The sequence below is a fragment of the Mycobacterium sp. THU-M104 genome (genome assembly GCF_049197365.1).
Classification (GTDB): Bacteria; Actinomycetota; Actinomycetes; order Mycobacteriales; family Mycobacteriaceae; genus Mycobacterium.
Genome location: NZ_JBMIOP010000288.1, coordinates 1 through 13,513, shown reverse-complemented (window position 1 = coordinate 13,513; position 13,513 = coordinate 1). Strand labels below are relative to the sequence as shown.

General features: G+C 67.8%; 15 protein-coding genes. 10 read left to right on the top strand and 5 right to left on the bottom strand.

Annotation, left to right across the window (positions count from 1 at the left end):
• A partial coding sequence (locus tag ACOJVU_RS20765) for an AMP-dependent synthetase/ligase (protein WP_421531512.1) occupies nt 1-1,822 on the bottom strand: 1,822 nt, incomplete at its 3' end.
• A gap of 251 nt (nt 1,823-2,073) precedes the next feature.
• Between ACOJVU_RS20765 and ACOJVU_RS20760 the strand changes: the two genes are divergently transcribed.
• Genes ACOJVU_RS20760 through ACOJVU_RS20750 form a run of 3 tightly spaced genes read left to right on the top strand, consistent with a single transcriptional unit; the run spans nt 2,074 to nt 4,408 of the window.
• A complete protein-coding gene (locus ACOJVU_RS20760) occupies nt 2,074-3,111 on the top strand; it encodes a GNAT family N-acetyltransferase (RefSeq protein ID WP_421531511.1) in 1,038 nt (345 codons plus the stop codon).
• A 36-nt stretch (nt 3,112-3,147) separates the two neighbouring features.
• On the top strand, nt 3,148-3,810 hold the full coding sequence (locus ACOJVU_RS20755) for a hypothetical protein (RefSeq protein ID WP_421531510.1): 663 nt from the start codon (nt 3,148-3,150) through the stop codon (nt 3,808-3,810).
• A 1-nt stretch (nt 3,811) separates the two neighbouring features.
• The gene (locus ACOJVU_RS20750) at nt 3,812-4,408 is read left to right on the top strand and encodes a hypothetical protein (RefSeq protein ID WP_421531509.1); all 597 of its coding nucleotides are present in this window, start codon (nt 3,812-3,814) and stop codon (nt 4,406-4,408) included.
• A 19-nt stretch (nt 4,409-4,427) separates the two neighbouring features.
• Here ACOJVU_RS20750 and ACOJVU_RS20745 read toward each other — a convergent pair whose 3' ends face one another.
• Nucleotides 4,428-5,645, bottom strand: coding sequence for a PucR family transcriptional regulator (locus tag ACOJVU_RS20745; RefSeq protein WP_421531508.1), 1,218 nt, complete (start codon nt 5,643-5,645; stop codon nt 4,428-4,430).
• Nucleotides 5,646-5,729: 84 nt separating this feature from the next.
• On the opposite strand from ACOJVU_RS20745, the gene ACOJVU_RS20740 reads away from it, so the two are divergent.
• Both ACOJVU_RS20740 and ACOJVU_RS20735 read left to right on the top strand, forming a co-directional pair.
• On the top strand, nt 5,730-6,860 hold the full coding sequence (locus tag ACOJVU_RS20740; RefSeq protein WP_421531507.1) for a ferredoxin reductase: 1,131 nt from the start codon (nt 5,730-5,732) through the stop codon (nt 6,858-6,860).
• 15 nt (nt 6,861-6,875) lie between these two features.
• A complete protein-coding gene (locus tag ACOJVU_RS20735; protein ID WP_421531506.1) occupies nt 6,876-8,060 on the top strand; it encodes a fatty acid desaturase family protein in 1,185 nt (394 codons plus the stop codon).
• 28 nt (nt 8,061-8,088) lie between these two features.
• Here ACOJVU_RS20735 and ACOJVU_RS20730 read toward each other — a convergent pair whose 3' ends face one another.
• Nucleotides 8,089-8,343 carry a hypothetical protein gene (locus tag ACOJVU_RS20730; protein WP_421531515.1) on the bottom strand — a complete coding sequence of 85 codons (255 nt, stop codon included), beginning with the start codon at nt 8,341-8,343 and terminating at the stop codon, nt 8,089-8,091.
• Between the two features lie 280 nt (nt 8,344-8,623).
• Between ACOJVU_RS20730 and ACOJVU_RS20725 the strand changes: the two genes are divergently transcribed.
• Nucleotides 8,624-9,301, top strand: a complete 678-nt coding sequence (locus ACOJVU_RS20725) for an SRPBCC family protein (protein ID WP_421531505.1) — start codon at nt 8,624-8,626, stop codon at nt 9,299-9,301.
• 61 nt (nt 9,302-9,362) lie between these two features.
• Here the strand turns inward: ACOJVU_RS20725 and ACOJVU_RS20720 are convergent, their stop codons facing one another.
• Complete coding sequence (locus ACOJVU_RS20720) at nt 9,363-9,797, bottom strand: Hsp20/alpha crystallin family protein (RefSeq protein ID WP_421531514.1); 435 nt, start codon at nt 9,795-9,797, stop codon at nt 9,363-9,365.
• A 294-nt stretch (nt 9,798-10,091) separates the two neighbouring features.
• On the opposite strand from ACOJVU_RS20720, the gene ACOJVU_RS20715 reads away from it, so the two are divergent.
• The 3 genes from ACOJVU_RS20715 to ACOJVU_RS20705 all read left to right on the top strand — a co-directional run bounded on the left by ACOJVU_RS20715 (nt 10,092) and on the right by ACOJVU_RS20705 (nt 12,527).
• Nucleotides 10,092-11,285, top strand: coding sequence for a site-2 protease family protein (locus ACOJVU_RS20715; RefSeq protein ID WP_421531504.1), 1,194 nt, complete (start codon nt 10,092-10,094; stop codon nt 11,283-11,285).
• Nucleotides 11,286-11,418: 133 nt separating this feature from the next.
• Entirely contained in the window at nt 11,419-12,099 is a 681-nt protein-coding gene (locus tag ACOJVU_RS20710) for a helix-turn-helix transcriptional regulator (protein ID WP_421531503.1), read from the top strand.
• Entirely contained in the window at nt 12,096-12,527 is a 432-nt protein-coding gene (locus ACOJVU_RS20705) for a hypothetical protein (RefSeq protein WP_421531502.1), read from the top strand. The genes ACOJVU_RS20710 and ACOJVU_RS20705 overlap by 4 nt, the downstream gene beginning before the upstream one ends.
• A gap of 75 nt (nt 12,528-12,602) precedes the next feature.
• Here the strand turns inward: ACOJVU_RS20705 and ACOJVU_RS20700 are convergent, their stop codons facing one another.
• Complete coding sequence (locus tag ACOJVU_RS20700) at nt 12,603-13,103, bottom strand: DUF1990 family protein (RefSeq protein WP_421531501.1); 501 nt, start codon at nt 13,101-13,103, stop codon at nt 12,603-12,605.
• 141 nt (nt 13,104-13,244) lie between these two features.
• Here ACOJVU_RS20700 and ACOJVU_RS20695 point away from each other — a divergent pair.
• Nucleotides 13,245-13,513: aldo/keto reductase (locus ACOJVU_RS20695; RefSeq protein ID WP_421531513.1), on the top strand; the 269-nt coding region annotated here is incomplete at its 3' end.

The window sequence follows — 13,513 nt, the reverse complement described above, 5'->3', positions numbered from 1 at the left end:
ACAGCCGGTCCGCGAACTTGTCGATGACGGCCTTGCGGCGCAGCTTCAGGCTCGGCGTCAGATCGCCGGACTCGACCGAGAGCTCGTGGTCGGCGATCGCGAACTTCTTGATCTGCTCCCAGCGGTTCAACTCCGAGTTGAGCGCGTCGATGTATCCCGCGATGAGCTCCCGCGTCCTCTCGTCGCGCGCGATCTCGGGAAACGACTTGTCCGCCAAGCCGTTCCTGGCGGCCCAGTCCGCGATCGCTTCACCGTCGAGACTGACCAGCGCCACGCAGTAAGGCTTGCCCTCCCCGTAGACGAGCAGCTCGCTGACATACGGGCACATGCCCTTGAACTTCGCGTCGATCGCCGACGGGGCGACGTATTTGCCCTGCGAGGTCTTGAACATGTCCTTCTTGCGGTCGGTGATCCTCAGGAACCCGTCGGCGTCGATCTCCCCGATGTCACCGGTGTGGAACCAGCCCGCGGCGTCGAGCGCTTCGGCGGTGGCGTCAGGCAGTTCGTGGTACGCGGTCATCAACCCCGGCCCTTTGAGCAGGATCTCGCCGTCGCCGGCGATCCTCACCTCGGTCGCCGGGAACGGCCAGCCGACCGTCCCGAAGCGGTAGGCGTTGGGGCGGTTGATGAATGACGCGGCCGCGGTCTCGGTCAGGCCGTAGCCCTCGAGGACGATGATGCCGACGGCGTCGAACCACCGCGCGACGTCGCGGTCCAGGGCGGCGGCCGCCGAGACGAAGAACCGCAACCGGCCGCCGAAGCGCTGCCGGATGGTGTTCAGCACCAGGCGGTCGGCGACCTTGTAGGCCAGCGTGGACCCCAGCGACGGTCGCCTCCCGGCCTGCCGGGCCTCGGATACGTTCTTGCCGACCCGGATCGCCCAGTCGAACATCGTCTTCGTCAGCAGTCCACGCTCGGCGGCCATCCCCTCGACGCGGGCATGAGCTTTTTCGAAGATGCGCGGCGCGGCGCCCATGATGGTCGGTCGTACGGCCGCGAGATTGTCCACGATCCTGTCGACCCGGCCGTCGATCGCCGTGGGGAAGCCGACCTGCAGCGGCAACGCCAGCATCACCTTGCCGAAGGCGTGCGCCAGCGGCAGCCACAGAAAGTTCAGGTCGTCGGGCCCGAGGATGTTCAGCGCGTCGATGGCCGCGGCGGTATAGGTCCACGCCCGGTGGGTCAGCCGCACGCCTTTCGGTCGCCCGGTGGTGCCCGACGTGTAGATCAGGCTGGCGAGTTGGTCCGGACCGATGGCCGCTACCCGTTCGGTGACCGCGTCGGGAGCGTCGGCGAGCATTTGCTCACCCATCTGCTCCAATTCGGGTAGCCCGATCACCCAGTCGCCGTCTCCGTTGCCGTCGATGAGTACCACTTTGCTCACATCGGGCAGTTCGGCTCGGCGCTCGAGCAGCTTGTCGAGCTGGGCCTGATCCTCGGCGACGACGACCCGGCTCCCCGAATTGGCGACGATGTAGGCGACATCGGCGGCGTTCGTCGTCGGATACACCGTGGTGGTCGCGGCTCCCGCGCACATCACGGCGAAATCGGCGAGCACCCATTCGTAGCGCGTCGACGAGGCGAGCGCCACCCGGTCCTCCGGCGTTATCCCCAGCGCGATCAGCCCGGCGGCGATGTCGGCGACGCGTTCGCCGACCTGCTGCCACGTCACGCTGTCCCAGCCGTGGTCCTGCGGGTACCGGAAGGCTTCCGCGCCCGGGGTGGCGGCGACGCGGTCGAGGAACATCTGCGCCACCGAGGGCGCGCGATTGTCGATCTTGGTGAAGTCCGGCCTCTCCAGCGAGGCAAGTGATGCTTTCATCTCGGTAATCCATTGGTGCCGTTCCGAATACCGCGCGGTCGCTTATCGGTAAGCTGATCCTGCGGCGTCCCGGGCCCCGAATATAGAGACGAAAGTCACCCGATTCGCCGGGTCTGACAAGGCGCCGCGCAACCGCCGAATTGTTCACGCGGCAGGGCCTTTTGTCACCGCGCCTACCAGCCAAGTGCCCCGGCGCGGGGTCCGCCGCTCGCGTAGCGTACGGCGCGTGACGAGGCACCGGAATCCGTGATATGACCCGTCGTGGCAGCCGACCCGGGCCGGAGGTGGCCACCGAGCGGGCTGCCACGAGCGCCGTGCGCGCACAGGAGTTGGCCACGCTGGACGTCTTCGCCGGCATTCCGGCGGAGCGCCTCGTTGCGCTGGCCGCCGAGCTGGTGCCCTTGTGCGCCGCCCCCGGCGAGGTCCTGATCCGGCAGGGAGAGCGCGCGACGTCGTTTGCGATCATCACCTCGGGCCGCGTCGCGGTCAGCCACCTCGGCCCGCACGGCCAGGTCGCCGAGACCGAGCTTCAGTCCGGAACCTTCGTGGGCGAAATCGCCTTGCTGCGAAGCGCACCCCGAACGGCGACGGTGACGGCGAAGGACGAGGTCTGCGGGTACACCGGATACGAAGGCGCCTTCGACCGCATGCTGGCCATGCCGGTCGTCGCCGAGCGGATGGTCCGCACCGCGCGGCAGCGGCTGGCCGTCTACGTCGCTCCGATCCCGGCGTCGACCTCCGACGGTGCCGCGCTGTTGCTGCGCCCGGTCCTGCCCGGCGACGCCGAGCGGTTCAAGAGCGACGGTTCCTTCTCGCGCCAGACGCTTTACCGCCGTTACCAGGGCGGCACCCCGACCGACGCCCGGCTGGCGTACCTCTTCGAGGTCGACTACGTCGACCATTTCGTCTGGATCGTCACCGAGGGTTCACAGGGGCCGGTCATCGCCGACGCACGCTTCATCCGGGACAAAGACGACCACGGTTCGGCGGAGGTCGCGCTCACCGTGGCCGACGCCTACCAGGGCCGCGGAATCGGGACGTTGCTGCTGGGCGCACTGGCGCTCACCGCCCGCATCGACGGCGTCGAGCGGTTTCACGCTCGCGTGCTGTCGGACAACCCGCCCGCCCGCGCGTTGGGCGACAAGGTGAACGCCCGCTGGCAGCACGAGGAACCCGGGGTGGTCACGACGACGGGGGAGATCCCCGCCGACGCCGACGTGCCCCTGGAACCCGATATGTGCAGGCGGATCCGGTGCGTGGCCTACCAGGTGATCCACGCGTTCGACTGAGTTCCGCCAAGCGAGTGGGCCAGGACGGAAAATTCGATGGATCCGCAGAAAAAACTCGCCGGCGATCTCGAGTTGTTGCTCGGTGAGGTCGGCCGCAACCCCGAGGACACCCGGTCGGTCCTGCATTTGGGCCAGACCTACTACGACATGGGTGATTTCGTCAACGCGCGCAAGTGGTATGCGCGGCGGGCGGAGATGGGCGGCTCGACAGAGGAGATCTATCACGCGCTGTACCAGGTTGCGGCCTCGATGATGCAACTCGGGGCACCGTGGCCGGGAACGCAGGACGTTCTCCTGCAGGCATGGGACGTCCGACCCAATCGGGCGGAGCCGCTGTATGTCATCGCCCAGCAGCATCGCGGCAATCAGCGCTACCGGCTCGGTTATCTGTTCGCCAGGGTTGCCCGCCGAAATTCCGTTCCCCGAGTCGGATACGTTGATGGCCCCGGCCGATATCTACGTGTGGCGCGCAGCCGAGGAGTGGGCGGCGTGCGCATCGAGGATCGGCAAGCACGCCGAGACGTTTGCCATGTGCCGGATGCTGCTGTCTCGCCCCGGTATCCCCGAGGAGGATCGCCGGCGGATCGCGGCCAACCGCGATGTCTGCGTGCCGATGATGATCGCCGCGGCATCCTCCTACCCCGACACGGTGGTGACGGATTTGGTGCAGCGCAGGGCCGGGAGGCCAAGCGATTCTGACGTGGTCGTCACCGTGGTGGCGGGGCCGGATCGCGGCAGCATCGAACAGACCCTCAAGTCGTTTCTGCACTGCTGCCTTGACGTGTCGCGAGTGGGGCGTTTTCTGGTGTTCGACGCCGGACTCTCAACCGAGGATCGCGCGCTGCTGCAAGACCGCTACGGTTTCCTCGACGTTGTCTCTCTCGGGGCCGAGGATCAGCCGGCGGCCCCGGTCACGTCCTTGCGCGCGCATGTCGACGCCCGGTTCTGGCTGCACCTCGGCCAGGGTTGGCGGTTTTTCGCGCCCGACAGCCTGCTCAGCCGCCTGACCGCGGTGCTGCGGGCCGAAGCCGACGTGATGCAGGTGGGCATCAACTTCGCCGATGCGGTGACGTTGACCGGTGCCTGCGCGGCCGACGATGTGGTCCGTCGTGGTGCCGACACCGGCCGCTACGTCCTGGCTGCCGCGCAGTTCAGCGGGCCGGCCACGTTCGATACCGTACGGCTGGGCCGGGTCGTCACGTCCGGGCGGGGGAGCAGGGAGTCCGGGTTTGGCTGCGCCAGCCTCGACGAAGTGCTCTGCCTCAAGGCGACCGCCGCGCCGACCGGCACCGCCTGAGTCTGCGGAAGTCCCCGTCTCAGCGCTTGGACAACGTTTTCTCGGCCCCCGCGCCGAGGGCGACGGTCAATTCCAGAACGGTCCGGGGGTCGCTGAGCTGCTCGCCGTAGAGTTCGCGCAGTTGACTCATTCGGTAGCGCACCGTCTGAGCGTGGACGAAAAGGTCAGCGGCCACCGCGTCGCGCCTGCCTTGATGCAAGACCCACGACCGCAGGGTCTCGGTGAGCCGCGCGGCGGTGTTGGCCGGCAGCTGCGACAGCGGCGCCAAGGCGCGAGTGCGGAGATCCTCGGCGGCTTCGCGATCGGCGCCGAGCACGAGTTCCACCAGATGGTCGTCTGTGTCGAGCGCGCCGCTGCCCGCTGCGCCCACCAGATCCCGGGCTCGCAGCGCGCGATGATAAGACGACCGGACGTGCATCCACGGGCGCGCGGGCCCCACCCATGCTCGTCGCTGGGACAGCGTCGACATCAGTCGGCTCCGTCGCGGCCCGGCCATATCGGGAACCAGCACCGCCGCGAGCGCCTCCGACGCGTCGATCCCCGGCAGGTCCTCGGTCAGCTGAAGTACTGATTGGCCGAATTGCGCTGCCAGCCCTGGTGTCTGGGCCACCGGAAGCACGACCGCGGTGAGCGAGTCAGGGTGCCGCCAGCCGGCCTTGTCGGCGCCGGCGAGCAGTGTCGCCGCGGGTTCCCCGGCGAGCAGGTCGTGGGCCAACCGGTCGAGGTAGCGCTGGCGAACCCGCCCCGTGGTGGCCAGCTCGTCGGCATGGCCGGACACGCTGGAGGCCGACAGTTCGTCGATGTAGGCGAACACCAACTCGGCGAATCTGGCGATCGTCGACGCGGGAAGCCCCGCGGCCACCGCTGTCGTCGACAACTCGCGCCAGGCCACCCGGGCGCCCACTCGAAAGGCCGACAGCAACGCATCGATGGAGCGGCCTTGACGGGCCTCACCGCGGCCCAGTTCGTAGGCGCCGTCCAGCGCCGGGGACAGCGGCGGTCCGTGGTCGGAATCCTTCGCCCGGGTGGCCAGTCGCAGGAACGCGCCCAGTGATGTCTGCACCGCGTTCTCGATGTTCTGGCCCATCGGTCCGCTGAACGCGTCGGCGTAACTGGGCACCTCGACAGTGATCGCGGTCACGGTGCGTTCGGCCATCGCCGGCAGGATCGCCTCGAGTGCCCTGACCACGGGTTCGTCGAACTGCAACCCGCTCAACCGCAGCGATGGCTCCGACAAAATTATTCCTTTCGAATAAATTTACCTGCGATTTTCACTCGGATAGCTCAAGACTTTACACAAAATGGTCATGACTATGGAGTGATGACCACTCTGGCAACCCGACCGGTACCTCGACCCCCATCCAGGCCGGTCCTCGTCGGCGCAGTGCGCGACCGGGTGCTGCAGCTTGCCGAGCGGATTGCTCTGCCGCTGACCACGCCGCTGATCCCCGCCGACTATCTCGACATGATCGACCCGCTGCGTTCCGGTGCCGACCTGCGCGGGCGGGTCGTCGCGATCCACCCCGAAACCCGCGACGCCGCCACCCTGGTGGTCAAGCTCGGACGCGGTTGGCGTCCGCACCTACCCGGGCAATACGTGCGCGTCGGGGTGGATGTGGACGGTGTGCGCCAGTGGCGGGCGTACTCGCTGACCTCGAAGAAGGACCGGCGCGATGGTTGCCTTGCGATCACCGTGAAGGCGATCCCGGGGGGCGTTGTCAGTAATCACCTGGTGCGCCGTACCGCCGTCGGCGCCGTCATCCAACTGGACCAGGCCGCCGGCGATTTCACCCTCGGCGACCGGGTTCCCGACAAAATTCTGTTTGTCACCGCGGGCAGCGGCATCACCCCGGTCATGGGCATGTTGCGCAACATGGCGGGCGTCGGCGCTCCCGACATCGTTGTGGTGCACTCCGCGCCCACTCCCGACGACGTCATCTTCGGATGGGACCTGCGCATGCTGGCCTATCAGCGTCGAATCACGTTGGTGGAGAAGCACACCGACACAGATGGCATGCTCGACGTTTCGCGCTTGACCGAGATCGTTCCCGATGCCGCCGAGCGCCAGACGTGGGCTTGCGGTCCGGCTGGGCTGCTCGATGCGATCCAAGAGCGCTGGGCCGCGGACGGCATCGCCGAACAGTTGCACATCGAACGGTTCCGCCCCGCCGTCATCACCGCCGGCGAAGGAGGCGCCGTGACCTTTTCCAGAAGCGGTGCCGTCGTGGACGCCGACGGGTCGCAGACGCTGCTCGACGCCGGCGAAGCGGCGGGAGTGTTGATGCCCTCAGGCTGCCGGATGGGCATCTGCTTCGGCTGCGTCGCGCCGCTGCGTCAGGGCGCCGTGCGCGATCTGCGCAACGGCGACCTCACCATCGCCGCCCCAGGCGACGACGTGAAGATCCAAACCTGCGTCTCAGCTGCCGCAGGTGCTTGCGAACTCGACCTCTGAACTGAAGGAGCCAGGATGACTGCCAACGTGACTGCCACTATGACTGCGACACAGACCGACCCGACCGCCCCCCTGTCCGATGAGGACATCGAAAACCTTGGGCGCGAACTCGATGCCATCCGGGAGAACATCCTGGCCGGTCGCGGTGAGCGCGACGCCGCCTACATCCGTCGTGTCATCACCGGTCAGCGCAAGCTTGAACTCGCGAGCCGCGCCGTCCTGTTGGTCTCGCTGTTTCCGCCCGCCTGGGTGATCGGCACCTTCGGGCTGTCGATCTCCAAGATCGTGGAGAACATGGAGATCGGGCACAACGTGATGCACGGGCAGTGGGACTGGATGCGCGATCCGAAGATCCACTCGACAACCTGGGAATGGGACAACGCCTCACCCGCGGCGATGTGGAAACACTCCCACAACGAGGTCCATCACACCTACACCAACGTGCTCGGCAAGGACCGCGATCTGGGCTACGGCATCATGCGGGTCGACGAAGATCAGCGCTGGACGCCCTTTTATCTGGCGCAGCCGTTGTGGAACTTCATCAACGCCTGCTTGTTCCAATACGGTATCGCCGCATACGATCTCGAAATCGGCAAGTACCTCAAAGGGCGCAGCGACAAGGACGAGTTCCGGCGACAGGGCGCCACAGTGCTCGCCAAGGTGCGCAAGCACCTGATGCGAGACTACGTGCTACATCCGCTGTTGTCGGGTCCCTCAGCGCCTACGACGTTGACCGCGAATGTGACCGCGAATCTGGTCCGAAACCTGTGGACCCATTCGGTGATCATGTGCGGGCACTTCCCCGAGGGCGTGCAGACCTACGAGAAGTCGTCGATCGACGGGGAGACGCGCGAGCAATGGTACCTGCGGCAGATGCTCGGCTCGGCGAACATTTCCGGCAATGCTCTGCTGCACTTCATGACGGGGAATCTGTCGTTCCAGATCGAGCACCATCTGTACCCGGACCTGCCCAGCAACCGCTACCAGGAGATCGCCCCGAAGGTTCAGGAGATCTTCGAGCGCAACGGGCTCACCTACACCACCGGAAGCCTGCCTCGTCAGGTGGCCTCGGCGTGGAAGAAGGTGTTCCGGTTGTCGCTGCCCAACGATTTCCCGCGCAAGGCGTCGCAGGCTCTCCAGCCCGCCGCGATCAGGGACGCGATCTTCGCCGGGCCGCGCCGAGAGGCGCAGGCCGCCTGAGTCGCGGTACGGGGATTCGGTAGAGCGCTCAGTCCCCGAGCGCCGGGCCCGTTCCCCGCGACGGTTTCACGACGCGGTGGGCGGGGTCGCCGACGCCCACATGGGTCATGACATGGTCCAGCACCAGGTCGGAGAGATCGCCGTCGTCGGCGACACGGGCGAGTCCATGCCGCCGCAGGAACGTATCGAGGCGGCGGTCCGGTGACCAGTCGGCGTAAATAGGGCCGGCATATCGCGAGTCCAGAAACTCGCTGGCCAGATCGTCCAAGTCGGAATCGGTCAACAACAGCGGTAGATGGCCACCCATAGTCGCCTGCTCCTTTGTTCAGCCGCGACCGCACCTGCCCAGTCACGTCAGACGGGCGCCATTGTGCCATCGCGCGGCCGACGGTGGAAGGGTTCATAGTCATCTCTGAGGAACGGTCATCTCTGAGGAACGGTCATCTCTGAGGAACGGTCATCTCTGAGGAACGCGCCGCAAGAACATCCGCGGGGCGAAACGGCGCGGCCGCGAGGACCATCGACCCTGTCGGACCGCGGGGTCCGCCGCGCAGACTCGAACCGTGGCCTACGTCAGGAAACGAATCGCCCAGGCGGCGGCGCTGACCGGTCTGCTCTACGCCGCACGGCGGTACTACCGAAACTGGGGCGCGACCAAGGCGGAGTGTCAGATGACGCTGCCGGGCGACACCCTGGTGGGCGATCCCGCTATCCAGACCACCGAGGCGCTGTACGTCGACGCGCCCGTCGCCGCTGTCTGGCCCTGGCTGGTCCAGATGGGTCAGGACCGGGGCGGGTTCTACGGCTGCGCGGAGCTCAAAGACCTGCTGGGCCTCGCGCATCGAGACGCCGAACGCATCCAACCCGAGTGGCAGCAGCGTGCCGTCGGGGACGTCGTGCGTCTGGCTCCCGCGGGCTGGATGGGGCTGCCGGGAGGCGTGGCGCTGACCGTCGCCGAGGTCGTGCCCGGAAAATACCTCGTGCTGCAGGCCGCCCGGCCGGAACTGCGCTGGAACGCGGTCTGGTCATTCCACCTGCAGCCACACTGGGAGGACCGCGTGCGGCTCCTCACCCGCACCAGGATCTCGCTGCGTCACCCCGGCGAAGTCTTCGCCATGGAGCTGGTCCGGCCGCTGGTCGCGCTGAGCACGCGCGGCTTGCTGCTGGGTATCAAGCATCGGGTGGAGCGGCGGCCTGCGCCCGGCCCGGTGCGGTCCCGCTTCGCTAGCGAAAACAATTGACGCACCGAACGTCTGGAGTTGCTGGGCCCGGGCGTTGGTGCCCGGGCCGAGGCGGATCCGGTTATTTGTTGATGGCGATCCTGACGTGCTTCTCGGCGGGCGCCGGCTTCGAAATCGCCACCGAGACAATCAGGATGCCCTTGTCGTAGGTGGCCTTGATGTCGTCTTCGTCGGCGCCGGCCGGCAGTGGCACGGTGCGAACGAACGAGCCGTAGGAGAATTCCGAACGGCCGTCGAACTCCTTCTTCTCACTGCGTTCGGCCTTGATGGTGAGCTGCCCGTCGCGGACCGTGATGTCGACGTCCTTGGCCGGGTCGACGCCGGGAATCTCGGCGCGCACCTCGTAACGGTCGTCCTTGATCTCATCTTCCAGCCGCATCAGCCGGGTGCCGAACATCGGGCGGATCCCGGCGAACGACGGGAACCCCGCCAGCAGATCGGAGATCTCCGGGAACAGCGAATGTGGCTTGTGCGCCACCGGCAGGGTATTGGTCATCGTATTGGTCATCGTGTCCTCCTCGGGTGTGGTTCACTGACGCAACGCCTTCGATCCGACCGCCATCCCGGGCGGCACGGTAGGGGCGGAAGTCCTCACTGGGTGGTGAATTTCGACCGGACGCGGGATACCTGCGGCCTCGTCTGCCAATTCGGGAAGCCGCGGGCCGATCGGCCGCTCCGGCGAGGCCGAACGACCCTAGTCCCGGCCGCGGCTCCGGTCTACTTTTGCGGTGGCGGCGAATGCGTGCATCAACCGAAGATGTTGTTCGGCAGGGGTTGTGGAGGTTCCGGCATGGGAGATGCGATCCCGCTGGGTCGGATCGCCGGCTTTGCGGTGAAAGTCCACTGGAGTGTGCTGGTCATCCTGTGGCTGTTCACCTGGAGCCTGGCAAGCACGTTGCCCAGCGCTGTAAAAGGCTATTCGCCCGCCGGCTACTGGCTGGCCGGTGCGTGCGGCGCCCTGGTGCTGCTCGCGTCGTTGCTGGCTCACGAGCTCGCGCACGCCGTCGTCGCCCGCCGCGTGGGGGTGTCGGTGGGAAGTGTGACGCTGTGGCTGTTCGGCGGGGTGACCACTTTGGGCGGCGAGGCCAAGACCCCCAAGGCGGCCTTCCGGATCGCCATCGCCGGCCCGGCCACCAGCTTGGCGCTGGCGGCGATGTTCGGCGGGCTGGTCGCGGGGCTGCAGGCCGCGCACGCCGCCCCCATCGTGGTGGGCGTTTCGTCCTGGCTGGCGATGATCAACCTGGTGCTGGGCCTGTTCAACCTGTTGCCGGGCGCACCGCTGGATGGCGGTCGGGTGCTGCGTGCCTACCTGTGGCGCCGCCACGGCGACGTCGTGCGTGCCGGCATCGGGGCGGCGCGCGCCGGACGGGTGGTGGCCTACGTCCTGATCGCGCTGGGGCTGGCCGAGTTCGTGACGGGTAGCCTCGTCGGCGGCGTCTGGCTGGCGTTCATCGGTTGGTTCATCTTCGCCGCCAGCCGCGAGGAGGAGACGCGGATATCGACCCAGCAGCTCTTCGCCGGGGTCCGCGTCGCCGACGCGATGACGGCCCGTCCGCACCGCGCGCCCGGGTGGATCAGCGTCGACGATCTGATCCAGCGCTACGTGCTGGGCGACCGCCATTCGGCATACCCGGTCGAGGATCGGGACGGGTCGATCGTGGGGTTGGTGACTTTGGCTCAGCTGCGCGACGTCGCACCCGTTCGGCGCCCCACCACGACCGTGAACGACATCGCGCTGCCGCTGCACGCGGTGCCGACCGCGGCACCGCAGGAGTCGTTGAGCGCCCTGCTCGAACGGATGGCGGCGGTCGGTCCGCGCAGCCGGGCCCTGGTCGTCGACGGCGGCCAGGTGGTCGGCATCGTCACACCCAGCGACATCACCCGCCTGCTCGACGTCTACCGGCTCGCGCAACCCGCTCCGGTCCCGGCCCTCGAGCGCGGTCCCAACGAAAGGTATTCCCGCGCAGAGCGTCCCGGCGCCTGACTTTCCGGCCTTCGCCGCCAGGTCGACACCTCATGTCCCTCGGTCCCACGGATGTTCTTTTCACGAGCGGTATTGTTGAAAAGCCGGTGCCTGAGGTGCGCCGCCGGTACTTCCGAAGGAACACGATGCACGCATGATGTTCGAGGTCACCCCAGCGCGGGAATCAGTCGGCCGCCGCCGCAAGGTGCTGCAGGTGTTGCGGGCGTCGCCCGATCCGATGAGCATCGCCGCGATCGCCGAGGTGCTGCGCGTGCATCCCAACACCGTCCGGTTCCACCTCGACATACTGCTCGGGGACGGCCAGGTGGAGCGGGTCGATCCGGGCCGCAAGGGGCCCGGGCGCCCGGCGCTGATGTTCCGGGCGGTCCGGCAGATGGATCGCGGGGGAGCGCGGCACTACCGGATGCTCGCCGAGATCCTGTCGGAGGCGCTTGCGTCCGAACGGGATCCACGGGCCAAGGCGCTGGGCGCCGGGCGCGCCTGGGCTCACAAGACCCAGTCCGCCGCTCAGCGGCCGGTCGCGGAAACCATCGGAGCCGCGGAGGCCGTCGATCGACTGTTCGGCCTGCTCGACGACCTCGGATTCGCCCCCGAGTACCGCACGGCCGAGGGGCGGGAGCAGATCGGCTTGCGGCACTGCCCTTTCCTGGAGATCGCCGAAAACGACACCGGCATCGTCTGCCCCGCCCACCTCGGCGTGATGCAGGGCGCCTTGGCGGCCTGGGGGTCGCCGGTCTCGGTGAGCAGCCTCGACGCGTTCGTCCAACCCGATCTGTGCGTGGCGCACCTGACGCCGCGCGCGGACGCCCGATGATCGGCGCGTCGGCGGTTGCGGTTGCGGTTGCGGTCACCTTTGTCTGGCTGGGCATGGTGCTGGCCATCTCGTTCCTGGAGGCGCCGCTGAAGTTCCGTGCTCCCGGTGTAACGCTGCCGCTCGGGCTGGGCATCGGCCGCCTGGTCTTCCGCGCGCTCAATGCCGTCGAGATCGGCTTCGCCGTCGTGATCGTGGCGACCGTGGCCGCCGGCCCGGTACCGGTGCGATCCGCCGTGGCGCTGGGCGTGGCCGTTGCGGCGCTCCTGGCCCAGCTGCTGGCGGTGCGTCCCTCGCTGACCGCTCGTTCCGACCAGGTACTCGCCGGACTGGACGCGCCACGCTCTCGCGCCCACTACTTCTACGTCGGTTTGGAAGTGCTCAAGGCGATGGCGTTGGTCGTAGCGGGGGTATCCCTGCTAGCCGGTTGACCGTTCGGCCCCCACCCGCAATCCCAGTGGCCCGCACAGGCGACGCCGTCAGGGACTCCGTGGCCCTGCCGGGCGTCAGACGGCGCGCAGATAGCGCCTGGCGATGAGACGCTGGGCCACCGGCACCACCGGCCCGCCCGCCTTGCTCCACCAGGTCGCAGGACGGGAGAACGACGACACCTCCGCGAACACCGCGGCGGTGGCCGGGTCGTGGCGCACGACGAAGCGTTCCTCGCCGGACTCCGGGTGACCTGGAAGCGTGCCGTAGCCGAAGCCCCGGATGTCGGGTTCGTCGACGACGTACACTACGCGGCACGGTGCGGGCAGAAAACCCATCCGCACCACCACTACCGCGTCCAGGACCACGGTCTGTGAACTGGCCTGTACCCGCAGGCCCGACCCGCGTTGCATCCCCCAGCGCATGACGGCGTCGGCGGCCTGCTCGAATCGCTTCCGCCCGGTGCCGATCCGGGCCTCCACGTGGAGGTGGCCGTACCCGGCGGGTCGCCGGCCGGCGGCCGTCGCACCCACCTCGGGATAGGTGAGCGGAAGTTGTTCCAGCTCTCGTAGGTCCACCCGCCCAGCTTGCCACGCCGGGATGCGCGGTCCGGTTTCCGGCGTACGGTCGACGATGTGACCACACAGCGTTTTGCCCACGCGCCCGAAACGTTCACCATCGGCGGCGACCTGAGCGTCAACCGGCTCGGTTTCGGCGCCATGCGCCTGACCGGCAAGGGGGTATGGGGCCCGCCCGCCGACCGCGGCGAATGCGTCCGGGTGCTGCGGCGCGCCGCCGAGTTGGGCGTCAACTTCATCGACACCGCCGACTCGTACGGCCCCTACGTGTCCGAAGAGATCATCCGCGAAGCCCTGCATCCCTATCAGGGCCTGGTGATCGCGACCAAGGCCGGACTGCTGCGCACCGGCCCGGACGTCTGGGTTCCGCTGGGAAATCCGACGTATCTGCGCCAGGAATGCGAGATGAG